Raw genomic sequence first — 12,479 nt, forward strand, 5'->3', positions numbered from 1 at the left:
TCCGACAACGCTAACACAAGGTGACCATCGATTGAGGCTCACGTAACACCTCACTGCTTTTCGCGGGTCCAAGCTGGCGGATTTGGCGCTTAAGAACTGGTACGTTTAATCATCTTTATTGTCATATCATAACCAACACAACACGTAAACCTATTATTCGGTGTCGGTCACTGTAAATGCTATAATAGTTGGGACTAGTTTTGCAAGGAGGAATTACACGATGCAACAACCATTAGCTTATCGCATGCGTCCGAAAACACTTGAAGACGTTGTCGGTCAGCAACAATTGGTCGGTCCGGGCAAAATCATTGCGCGGATGGTCAAAGCCAAACGGTTATCATCCATGATTTTGTACGGGCCACCGGGTACCGGCAAGACGAGTATCGCCAGCGCGATTGCGGGCTCGACTAAGTACGCCTTCCGAATGCTCAACGCGGCGACCGATAGTAAAAAGCAACTCCAAATCGTCGCCGAAGAGGCTAAAATGAGCGGGACTGTAATCTTACTGCTTGATGAAATCCACCGACTCGATAAAACCAAACAAGACTTTTTATTGCCCCACTTAGAAAGTGGCCGCATCATTTTGATTGGTGCCACGACTGAAAATCCATACATCAGCATCAATCCGGCGATTCGCAGTCGGACGCAAATTTTTCAAGTTTTCCCACTGACCGCTGACGATATCCAGCACGCAATTGAACGGGCGCTTGCTGACAAAACTAACGGTCTCGGTAATTATCAAGTGGATCTGGATCCCGCTGCCATGCATCATCTCTGCACGGCCACCAATGGTGATTTACGGAGTGCGCTTAACGGACTGGAACTCGCGGTACTTTCTTCGACCCCAGCTGAGGATGGGACGATCACCATTTCGCAAGCCACAATTGAAGAATGTTTACAGAAAAAGGCCCTTTCAGCTGACAAAGATGGCGACGCCCACTACGATGTCATCTCCGCTTTTCAAAAATCGATTCGCGGGTCGGACGTCAATGCAGCCTTGCATTATCTCGCCCGGTTGGTGGAAGCCGGTGACTTAAAGAGTATCATGCGCCGCCTGATGGTCATCGCATATGAGGACATTGGTCTAGCAAATCCAGCCGCATGCGCCCACACCGTCTCGGCTGTTCAAGCCGCTGACCAACTGGGCTTTCCGGAAGCCCGCATTCCACTAGCCGACGCGGTCATCGAGCTAGCTTTATCGCCGAAGTCCAATTCTGGAATCAGTGCAATTGATGCCGCTTTGACGACGGTTCGCAACGGACACTTCGGTGATATTCCAGACGACATCAAGGACGCCCATTATCAAGGGGCGGCTAAACTCGGTCACGGTGTCGGCTATGATTTTCCCCACGACCACCCCGGAGACTGGGTCGCGCAACAGTACTTACCAGACGCGATTAAGTCTGACCAGTACTACGAACCGAAAACGAATGGTCGCTACGAAACTGCCCTTGCCCAACAATACGAGAAATTATTAAAAGCCAACGTGCGAAACCGCTAACAATCGCGAAGCTGTGCTTATAATTGCAACTTTTATTTTTATATGCTAGACTAAGAGTCGAAATTACTAAGGTGTGCGCATTGCTCTAAACAAAGTGTTGCCGAACAATTAATACTACTTTGGGATGTCCGTTAGCTAATCCCATAACATACCTTATCCTTTGGTAGTTAGCGGATTAGTCAGAACGTCCCACCTGCCTTGAAGCGGGTCAATACTGAAGGGCGATTAACGGCACCACTAGTTTTTCCGGAAGTTTACTTCCGTCGGTCAGGACTTGTCCTGGCCCTTTTTTTATTCACAATTTTATGCGGCAACTAACTTCACCAACTAACCGGTTGGTTCGCTGACGGTCCAATCTGCGCCCGGCATTTCATCCCCTGCGTTGCAGTTGTCTTCCGTTCTGGAATCCGCTAAAATAAAACCATCATCACTATTGGAGGCACATTTTGATTACTATACTGCTCGTCCTTTACACCCTAATTGCCGGGTGGCTCAGTTACTACTTACTGACCCATCAGTCACGGCCGTTTCTATTTTTCGACCCAAATAAGGCACCCACCATCAAACACGTCGCCCGTTATGGTGGTGGTTTGATGTTACTCGTTACACTCGGCTGCCTGGTCGCCATTTTTGTCCAAACGACGATGTTGATTGCCATTGTATTGGCAAGTGGGTCGCTGATTATGATGGCCATTGCACTAATTTTGGTCAGTTTTATGCAAATCTCATAGAAAACGCTTTTTATTTTTCACGAAAACCTTTACAATATAGTTATAAAGTAATGAGGGGTGAGAATGATGTTACAACAATACCAACACATTTTAGTTCCTGTTGATGGTTCCTATGAAGCGGAATTAGCATTTAAGAAGGCGGTCGCGGTCGCGAAACGGAACGGCCCTAACGCTTCCGTTCACATGGTGCACGTGGTTGACACCCGGGCATTCCAAAACATTTCTAGTTTTGATACGACCATGGTTGAACAAGTTACGGATACCGCACAAAAGACACTGGACAAGTATGTTGCTGAGGCTAAAGCGGACGGCTTAGATAACGTCGATTACTCCATCGAGTATGGCGCACCAAAGACGATTATCGCACGGGACGTTCCTAAGGACATGGGCATTGACTTAATCATGATTGGCGCCACCGGTTTAAATGCCGTTGAACGCTTATTGATTGGTTCCGTCACTGAATATGTCACCCGGATGGCTGTTTGTGACGTGCTCGTGGTTCGGACTGACTTAGAAAATAAGCCTGCACCAAAACCTAAGAAGAAATAAGCTTTATTAATCATGATTGACGCGCTAAAGGCTGAAAAGTCTTGGCGCGTCTTTTTGTGCTTGATAGCCTGAAGTTGCACAGCATTTCAAAGCCATCCTGATTGTCGTCTATAATGTTGACCCGTCATACTAGTTATTGTTCAGCAGTAAAGATGATTAAATCATGCTGTTTTGGATTGCTGTTCGTCAGCCGGTGATCTCCTTATTCCGACTTCCAGGGCCGGCTGACAACGCTGGAACAGGGCGGACATCGATTTGAACTCACGCAGAAAATCACTGCGCAATTTCAAATACGAGTCTTCTTCTAGCCCGGGAAATTCACCCGGACAAGAAGAATTTCGCCCTTGAGCATTGTCCGCCAGCCCCTCCAGTCGGGAAGCCGCTCGAATGGCGGATGAACGGCCACCTATCTAGGTACAATTGACCACTGAATCTTAAGTGCCTAGTTCTTCAGGCAAATGATTAAGCGGAAACTGTGATGCTTTATGGTATTTATGTACCGGAAGATTTCCTAAATGTTACTCACTAATCCAAATGGCAACTGATCTTGAAATTAGTCGATAAAATTGTCCTCGTTTATAGTTCGAAACTTTGCTATCTCAGGCCGACCAAAGAAAGTTATGGCAAGTCCAGTGAACCCGATGATTCGATGATTTAAAATCCGGGAAGAAAGTTTAGCTATCATTGAGAACAAGTCTCACAGTTAAATGTCAAAATGACTGTTAGCCAAGAATCAACGACTAATCCAACAAAAAGTTGAGGCCGCACATGTCCGCCTTTCGAATACCATCCCGGCTGGAAGGTATTCTGGGCAAGGCCCAGTGCTTCTCAGAGTGTGAGGCTCAGACGGTTGGGACTGAGGATTAGCCTAGCTAGAGCGTTAAGCGGTGCTTTTCCGCTTGGCGTTCTGGCGTAGCTAACCGGAAGTCCCAGTCTGACCCGAACACGTTTCATCCATACTGCAGCTAACGTGAAAGACCAGTATTTAAGACGTGGGTTGTCGGCTTAAATCTGTCCACCACGTTCCGGCCATTGCCCAGAATGCCTGGAAGCCGGCTTAGGACGAACGTACAACAGCAAGTTTCCAGTAACTCGCACCGTTTCCAGCGGGGTTCAGCTGGCAGCACTTGAACTTAGAAAACAGCATGATTCATGACAAATTGACTAACACAATGCGTGATGTTGACTGGGAGATAACATCGTGAGAATGTCGCCATTGTTGGGCTACTGACAACGGCAAAAAAAAGCCAGCTAACGACGCCGGCACTCATAGAAAGAGAGAATCCCCTCCTACTAGGCTGGTCTAGCGTTAGCTGGCTCATATCGCGAATTAAGCTTCGTTTGCCACTTGCAATGGTGCAATGTGGTAAGCGGCCATTTCCTTGGTAATCTTTTCAGTTAAAGAAGTGTTGTGCGTAACGAGGCTCAACGCGTAGGCCACGTAATAGTGGTCGTGCGCGGATTGCACGTTATTTAACACGACCTCGTTGGCGGCTTTTTGTGCATATAACCGATCCAACAAGTACAATGACTGGCTTTCTTGGGCCTTCTTGAGGGCTAAGTCAATTAACTCAAGGGCTTCTTCTGGGAAGTTGATCTTCGCATAGAGCTGTGCGGCTGAAGCGTAAATCAAAATCTCATTTTGCAAGTAGTCATCGTCGCCCATTGGCATCGCTTGCGCGTCGATCGTATGCAAGGTCGCCACGGCCTGTTTGACAAAAATCTCAGCCTTATCATAGGCTTGCTTACGTTCGTAAGCCAAGCCGGTCCCCAAAGTGGCTAAAATAGCATACATATCATGGCTGGACTTCACAAACTGGTTCAATAACAAGCCAAAGTTGAAGATTGCTTCGTCGGCGTTGTCGTTCAAGACAAGCTGTAAGTAGCCTTCGTAGTAGTAATATTGTTTCTTGTCATTATTACTACGCAATTGCTTTGGCCGGATCCGTTGAAAGACATCCTGCGCTTCTTGGAGCTGCGTGTGACGAATCAATGAATCAATTTTTTTGAAAGTCCGATATAACTGGTCATCATTTTCAATAATCACTTCTGACAAACGAATTCCTAATCGATTACAGATTTTCATCATAATCTTCATACTAGGAATCTTGCTTTTTTTCTCAATCAAACTGATCGTTGCCTGGGTACAAATACCCTCTGCCAATTCTTTTTGCGACATGCCCTTACGCTTCCGGAACTGCCGCACCTTTTCGCCTAATATTCTCATACTTAACCCCTCTTTTTTGATCTGCCTTAAACCAAACTCAGTTGTACCTACCCTTACCCGACCCCACTTCGTAAGTAAGGGTATCGTGACACCTAATCAATCCTCATTAAAACGTTCGAATAATTGAGTCCTAGTCAATTGGACAATACCAATTACGCATATAATTATATTCACATAACGGAATTTAAGCAAGAAATACGCGTAATTCTTATTTAATATTAAGTTTATACCATGTTAACCGCGTTAGGTCATTTATTAATTATCGACTGACCCAGTTTGTTAACCAGCCAAATTAAGGCCTTGTTCATTAAAAGTGATAACTACTGAAAGCGATTCAAAGCCGGGCCAAATAGCCTTACATAAGGTCAAAAGTAATTGTCATGACACCCTCAACAACCTGAATCTGCGTCCTTAATAATTAAGCTTGCTTCTCATATTCTTTTCAGCAGATTATAACCACTCCAGGAACCAATTTATCAATTGATAAAAATAATAATGGCTGCTGTCAGTCTGGACACGGCGCAACTGTCCAGGACGGTTGGTAATGATGCCATCCGCCCCCATCGCCGCTAAGCGCTGCATGTCAAACGACCGGTCGACCGTCCAAAAATAGACCGGTTGTTGGTGCCGATGTGCAGCACTGATCTGTTCACGGGTGGCTGTCAACGCTTGTAGCGAATAAAAATTTGCGACCGAATCTGCAAAATCAGTCAGATAAAATGGCGTAATGAACCCCACTGATAACTTGGTATTCCGCTGATGCAACCGTTCAATCACCCGGTAATCCAGCGAATGCACGGCCCCTTGATGACGCACGAGCGACTGCGCATAGCGGTCCGCAAACGGCCCCATCAATTGGTCAGCCGGTCCGACTGCTTTGATTTCGACTAATAGTGGCTGGTGTAACTGTTGGGCAATGGCGAAGTATTGTTTAAACGTACTCAACCGCCCCGTTTGGCCATGTTCACGCAGCGGTAAACCACTCAAATCATTGACCGGATAATCACGGACGGTTCCAGCTTGCCCAGCCAAAGCTTTCAGCGTTGGATCGTGCATCACGACCCAGTGTAAATCGGCGGTCGGCTGAATATCCATCTCCACCATATCGGGATGCGTCTGCTTAACGGTCTTTCTGAGCGCCGCTGTCGTGTTCTGTACGCCGTCATGGCCATTGACACCCCGATGGGCAATCACGGCTGGTGTGGTCTCAGGAGGCGTTCCTAGCCACCAACCCGCATAGCCTAGTAAACCCAATCCGCCAATCAGCATTAACAGTCGTCCCTGCCACTTTGGCCGTACGGGGATTTTCGAATCAGTCCAGTGAATCGACCACCAACCCATCAATACGTGCCACCACCAAGCTTGTCCCATGGCGAGCACAATGATAGCAAGCACCCGACTGACCAGTTGGTTACCGACGTTGCCCAGCGGCGCGATGCCACTCAGCCAAACGAAGCCAGTGCCAATCACCACTAGCCCCAGCCAACCAATGATTGCCAACAGCTTGGCAAAACTGGCTTTGAATACCGACCACCAATGTTTTTGTCGCCCAGCGCGCCAAAAATCACGCCAACTGGTCGGCACTGCCATCAACTGAGCAACCCCTGCTAACCATTTCCAACTCGCTAACCAACAGAACAGCCACAACGGGATGACGACTGGCAGCCACTCATAACGGGTATTAAAAAGCCAGTTTTGCCAAACCGCTGGTAACTTCAAACTCGCCTGAACAGTCGGTAAGTAGCTGAACCAGCCGAGCGGTAACCACCACACAGCCAGTACAACTAATTGGCACCATAAGCGGCCAATTTGTCGGACTGTCCAGCGCCGACGACTACTGCGAACAGCGAATAACGGTAGCCAAAAACTCAGTAACAGTAAGCCCCCAAGTGTGACGATGCCGCCCAACTGAATGCCCAGTAACTTCACTATCAGGGCCAGCCACAACCCGACTAGCCACCAGCTTGCGAATGGTCCGGTTAATTGTCGACGACTCGCCAACCATTGACCTTCGCGATGACTCACTTTGACCCCTCCTCGTAAAAAAAGGTGGTTGCGATGAATGACTTCATCCCAACCACCACGACATTCACCAATTATTCTGCGTCCAAAGCCACAAAATCGTAGTGAATTTCAGATTGACGTTTAAATTCATCAAACCCAAGTTGAATCAACTGATCGATCAAATCAGTATAACTGATTCCTGAGACTTCCCATAATTTCGGATACAAACTAATATTCGTGAAACCAGGTAAGGTGTTGATTTCGCCCAAATAAGGTTCGCCATCTTCAGAAACTAAGAAGTCAACGCGGGCCATGCCCTTCAACCCTAAGGCTTTGAAGGCATCTAATGACATTTGTTGAATCCGTTGTGTTAAGTCTGCGGGCAATTCGACAGGTAATTCGAAGGTCACACCACTCGCGTCCACGAACTTATTGTTATAGTCGTAGAACGTATCCGTCTTAGGGACATCGATGGCCCCAAGCTTAGAAGCTTTCGGATCTTCGTTACCCAAGATTGAGCATTCGACTTCACGCGGATTGTCGATGGATTCTTCGACCAAAATCTTGTAGTCATACTTGAAGGCATCTGCTAAGCCGTCCAGATATTCCTGCTCGTTTTCAGCCTTGTGGATCCCGACCGATGACCCTTGGTTCGCTGGCTTAATAAATAAATGATCGCCAACGTGTGCTTGCAAATAAGCATAGGTCATTTGTTCCCGGTTTTCAGGCGTTACCACGACATACTTGGTGTTCTGAATGTGATGGTGTGTCAAAATCTGCTTGGTAATGTCCTTATCGAAACTAGCAGCAGAAGCTAACACGCCACTCCCAACATACGGCTTTTTCAATAGCTTGAAGAGTCCCTGTAAGGTCCCGTCTTCACCTAAATTACCGTGCACAACTGGGTAGAAAATATCAATATCCTTAGCGAGTGCAAGGTTCTTGATGGGCGCTAATGGATCACTCATGTCCAACTTCGGCATTTCTTCGGCCACCACTTGATCCTCTGGTTCACCATCAAATACCCGCCGAGTTGCGGCATCACTTAGCACAATTCCGTCCTTTGTCAGTAAAAACAAATCAACATCGTACTTATTCTTGTCCATGGCATCATAAATGTTATGAGCGGAACGCTTTGAAACATCGTGTTCTGAAGAGTTCCCGCCAAATAACATCCCAACGTGGATCTTTTTTTGTGTCTCCATAATTTTGTTCATCCTATCAAGGTTTATTTCATACTACGGCTTAATTAATTCTACAATATCTGAGCACAATTGGAAACATTTTTGCAACCAAAACATGCTTTTTTAAGCATTGAAGGGGCTAGTCAAAACAACTTTACCTAACATTTGGCCTGTTTCGACGATTTCATGGGCTTGCCGCAGATTAGCTGCATTGATGCCAGTCAACGTTTGCTTGGTCGTTGGAACGATGATCCCAGCATCCGCCAGCTGAGCGACGCGCGCCAAGATAATCCCCTGCGTCGCCATGGTCGTCAGCCGATAATTGGCCTTCGTGAACATGAACTCCCAAGCAAAGTTCAAGCTCTTGGGCTTCAGCAAGTCCATCGGTAGCGGCTTCTGATTCGTCACCACCGCCACAATCGTCCCGAGTGGTTGGACCAGTGGGGTCACGATTGGCAAGTACAGATCAGTAGAATGCAGTAGGATCGCATGCTCGACACTGTCTAGACCCGCAGCGGCCAGTTGTGGCGCCAAGTCCTGATGATAATCCAACACGACATCAGCACCAAGTTGCTTGACCCAGGCAGTCGTTTCAGGCTTACCAGTCGTCGTGACCACTGTGAGCCCGACCCACTTGGCCAATTGAATCGCCATGGAACCAACTCCACCGGCACCATTAATGATTAAAACGCTGTGACCGACATTGGCATCCGCAGCTGCCGTATAAGGTAACTTTTCAAACAAAGCTTCCCACGCAGTCAAAGTCGTCAACGGTAAGCCTGCCGATTCTGCTGTCGTCCAGGTTTTCGGTGCACAAGCCACGAGTCGTTCATCAACGAGTTGATACTGGGCATTACTACCAGGACGGTCGACCGCACCAGCGTAATAGACGATATCGTCGGTCATGATCGTCGTAACGGCCTCCCCGACTGCCAGGACCTTTGCGACAGCATCAAAGCCTAGTATCCGTGGTGTCGTGACTTCAGGCTGCCCCTGACGCTGCTTCGTATCAATCGGATTAACCGACGTCGCCAAGACTTCCACGAGAATATCTCGTCCCTGTGGCTGTGCAACGTCAATGGTCACGTCCTGTAAACTCCGTGGGTCACTGATCGGTAATCCTTGTAAGACCCCAACTGCTTTTGCTTGCATTCAAAAGACTTCCTTTCAAAACTATCCTAAAAATTCCAATTCATCATCTAAATAATCGACCACCGCGGTTGGCAAATCATCATGGAGTGCTAAGGCTTCTAGCAACCGATTCCGATTAAAGATCTGCGTCCATTCTGCTTCACTATTGGGGTGACGGTGGGCCATTAACCGTTGGTGCCACCGTTTGAGTGCCATCAGCAAGTACTCACAATACAACTCATCCTTATTGGAAATCAGCGTCAAATAAGACGACAAGCGCTCTGGTTCGCCAAAAATCAAGGGCGTCGTCAGTGTTTGGTAACGACTCATCAGGGCCGCCAATAACAGCAATTTATCCGCACGCGCTAATTCTGATTCATCCGCTAACTCGTCTAAAATATTGCCGATATGCGTATAGGCATGAGCCCACCCGGTCGTCCCAACAAAACCGCGCGTATCCTGCTCGAGCAAAATATAAGCGGTCATCTGGGTAACGATGAGTTCCAAGCGTGCGGGGGTCATGAAAGCTAACCCCGCATGGTCGGCATATAGTAAAACTGATAATAATAAAACAGCAAATGAGCGCTGATAAACGGCGTCATTCTGTGGTTCATCGATATGGGCAAATAACACGTCATCTTGAATCAACTGGTCGAAAATATCGCCCAGCTGTTGCGTTGTCAGGACTTGCTGTTGCAAGGCCTCATTTAGTAAATAATAAACACCCTGGTCACGTACACGCGGATTACGTGAGCCAATATGGGCCATTAGCTGTCGAATCTGCTCATCACTGATGGCCGTCAACGTGCCCTTCGTTAATTGTTCGTGAAGGTCCGCAATCAAGGGCAGGACTTCCTCATCACTAGGAAGCGTCACCGTCGTTGTGACCGTCTGCGGCAACTGCGCAACCAGCCCGTCCATCCGAATTGGTAACGACTGATAGAGCTGTCCTGAGCGCAGTTGCTGTCTCAATTTTAAAACTGCATCTTTAACCTGCTTCAATTTCTCTGCTTGCATAAATGACCTCGTAAATATCCAATTTAACTTCTATATTTAGCATGTTGGCGCCCGTCTGCCCAAGAGAACCCACTAGTTTTATAAAGGACCATCAAGATCGACTGATGACTACTCAGGTCGCTCTTGATGGTCCCTAACTAAATCGTTTGATCATGTGTTAATTATGCGTTAACTTCAGCACCTGGCAGCACGTCGACCTGTGACTTGATAAACTTGGCTGAAGCCGCTAATGACGCTTGTTCATCAGCCGTCAGTTCAAGTTGGATCAAGGATTCGATCCCATTTTTGCCAATCACAGCCGGCATACCGACGTAAGTTCCGAATTGTGGGTCAAACGCCGAAACTGGGCAAGCGAGCTGCGCGTCAGCACTAACCGCTTCCGCCAAGCGTACGCCACAAGTGGCAATCGCAAAATTGGTGTAGTGCTTCCCGGCCATGACAGCAAAGGCCCCCTGCCGCGCATCTTCTTCCAACTGGTCAAGATTCAAGCCAGGGAATTTCTTGATTGGCTGACCATTCACACTGACCGTGGACCAAGCGACAAATTGGGAATTGCCGTGTTCGCCATAAACATAGCCTGAAACATTTTTACCGTTCGTCCCAGTTGCTTGTCCCACATATTTTTGCATCCGTGCCGTATCGAGGAACGTCCCGGTCCCAAAGACCCGGTTGCGTGGAAACCCAGTCATTCGTTGTAAGTAATCGGTCATCACATCACATGGGTTCATGATATCAATAAGAATCCCCTTGAAGCCGGACGCCACGATTTTAGGCGCAATATCACGGACGATGGCTTGATTCAAATCGTATTCACCAAAGCGCCCCTTTGAACTGTTCATATCGATTGCCCCAATATTACCGGAAGCCACAATCAATACTTCGGCGTCTGCTAAGGCATCGTAGTCATTTAAAATGATTTTAGTTGTTGAGCTTAGCCGAGGAGACGTATCGTCTAAATCGAGCTTTTGGGCCTTCGCCAAGGCCTCATTCTTGTCAATTAAGACCAATTCATCAACAATTCCTTGTTGAACCAACGTATAAGCCACCGTCGCACCGACTTGGCCTAACCCGATCACACCATATTTACGCATGCTGCAAACTCCAATCTGTAGTTTATTTAACTTGGTAAGCGTACCTTGGAACCGCTATAAAGTCAAGCAGGACGCTGTCTCACGGGATTTTAAGAATGTTCTAATTTTGAGGTTTTCATGTATGGGGTAGTGACTTGTTCGTCGGCATTTGCTCGTCCTAGTCCGACTTCCGGGGCCGGCTGACAACGCTGGAACAGGGCGGACATCGATTTGAACTCACGCAGAAAACCACTGCGCAATTTCAAATACGAGTCTTCTTCTAACCCGGGAAACCCACCCGGACAAGAAGAATTTCGCCCTTGAGCATTGTCCGCCAGCCCCTTCAGTCGGGAAACCGCTCGAATGGCAGATGAACAGCTACCTATCTGGGTGCAATTGACCACTGAATATTAGGAGACTGGACCTTCAGTCAAACTTATAAACGGTATCGTTGATGCGTTAAGGCATTTGAAGTCTGCGAAGCGTACTGAATATCAGTCACTCATCTTAATGATACTAAATTTCAATGGCAACTAGTCTTGAACTTAGTCGACAAAATTCCCTTCGTTAGAATTCAGGACTTTGTTATCTTTGGTGATCAGGACAAGTTCCCAGGACCCGATGATTCAAATAAATTGCAAGCCCACCTGCTTCCACAGCGGTGGTGTTTTGTAATAAAATCATATCATCGGTTGTATATCATTTATAAAATGGGGGATTAAGATGACAATCAAAAAAGTCGGACTGATTACATTAGTCCTGTTCCTTGCGCTCGGCGTACTATTTGAACTTGCTAGGTTCGTTGTATTGTTTGGCAAGCTTTTTAGCTGATTTAGAGGGGTAAGAATCACTACTGAAGCACAATTAAGGGCCACTGCAAAGTCCGCAAAAATGGGCCTGATAAACGGGGCCACACCAAAGCATGCTCTGTTGCCAAAAGTTTGATAAATACCATGCACAGACTGTTAACACGACTGCGCGCAGATCAAGGCACAGACCCAGCTTCAAAAAAGCATGCCACCCCAATCATGATGATTGAGGTTAAAGTGAACCCCTAAGGTTGGA

At 47.3% G+C, this 12,479-nt stretch carries 9 protein-coding genes; 3 read left to right on the plus strand and 6 right to left on the minus strand.

Annotated elements, in window-relative coordinates:
- Window positions 1-220: 220 nt before the first annotated feature.
- The 3 genes from KGF70_RS06565 to KGF70_RS06575 all read left to right on the plus strand — a co-directional run bounded on the left by KGF70_RS06565 (window position 221) and on the right by KGF70_RS06575 (window position 2,781).
- Window positions 221-1,501 carry a replication-associated recombination protein A gene (locus tag KGF70_RS06565; protein WP_216767867.1) on the plus strand — a complete coding sequence of 427 codons (1,281 nt, stop codon included), beginning with the start codon at window positions 221-223 and terminating at the stop codon, window positions 1,499-1,501.
- 446 nt (window positions 1,502-1,947) lie between these two features.
- Complete coding sequence (locus KGF70_RS06570; RefSeq protein WP_216767866.1) at window positions 1,948-2,232, plus strand: hypothetical protein; 285 nt, start codon at window positions 1,948-1,950, stop codon at window positions 2,230-2,232.
- 66 nt (window positions 2,233-2,298) lie between these two features.
- Window positions 2,299-2,781 (plus strand): universal stress protein, encoded by a 483-nt coding sequence (locus KGF70_RS06575; RefSeq protein WP_003644650.1) that lies wholly within the window; start codon window positions 2,299-2,301, stop codon window positions 2,779-2,781.
- Between the two features lie 1,330 nt (window positions 2,782-4,111).
- On the opposite strand, the gene KGF70_RS06580 is transcribed toward KGF70_RS06575, so the two are convergent.
- The 6 genes from KGF70_RS06580 to KGF70_RS06605 all read right to left on the minus strand — a co-directional run bounded on the left by KGF70_RS06580 (window position 4,112) and on the right by KGF70_RS06605 (window position 11,435).
- A complete protein-coding gene (locus KGF70_RS06580; protein ID WP_003639202.1) occupies window positions 4,112-5,008 on the minus strand; it encodes a helix-turn-helix transcriptional regulator in 897 nt (298 codons plus the stop codon).
- A gap of 450 nt (window positions 5,009-5,458) precedes the next feature.
- Window positions 5,459-7,033 carry a glycerophosphodiester phosphodiesterase gene (locus KGF70_RS06585; protein WP_216767865.1) on the minus strand — a complete coding sequence of 525 codons (1,575 nt, stop codon included), beginning with the start codon at window positions 7,031-7,033 and terminating at the stop codon, window positions 5,459-5,461.
- A 71-nt stretch (window positions 7,034-7,104) separates the two neighbouring features.
- On the minus strand, window positions 7,105-8,217 hold the full coding sequence (locus tag KGF70_RS06590) for a D-alanine--D-alanine ligase family protein (RefSeq protein WP_003639204.1): 1,113 nt from the start codon (window positions 8,215-8,217) through the stop codon (window positions 7,105-7,107).
- A 102-nt stretch (window positions 8,218-8,319) separates the two neighbouring features.
- Window positions 8,320-9,348 carry a zinc-binding alcohol dehydrogenase family protein gene (locus KGF70_RS06595; protein WP_216767864.1) on the minus strand — a complete coding sequence of 343 codons (1,029 nt, stop codon included), beginning with the start codon at window positions 9,346-9,348 and terminating at the stop codon, window positions 8,320-8,322.
- 21 nt (window positions 9,349-9,369) lie between these two features.
- Window positions 9,370-10,344 carry a DUF2785 domain-containing protein gene (locus KGF70_RS06600; RefSeq protein ID WP_216767863.1) on the minus strand — a complete coding sequence of 325 codons (975 nt, stop codon included), beginning with the start codon at window positions 10,342-10,344 and terminating at the stop codon, window positions 9,370-9,372.
- A gap of 161 nt (window positions 10,345-10,505) precedes the next feature.
- Complete coding sequence (locus KGF70_RS06605; protein ID WP_216786422.1) at window positions 10,506-11,435, minus strand: L-lactate dehydrogenase; 930 nt, start codon at window positions 11,433-11,435, stop codon at window positions 10,506-10,508.
- Between the last annotated feature and the right edge of the window lie 1,044 nt (window positions 11,436-12,479).

It is taken from the genome of Lactiplantibacillus sp. 7.2.4 (genome assembly GCF_018991185.1).
GTDB lineage: Bacteria > Bacillota > Bacilli > Lactobacillales > Lactobacillaceae > Lactiplantibacillus > Lactiplantibacillus pentosus.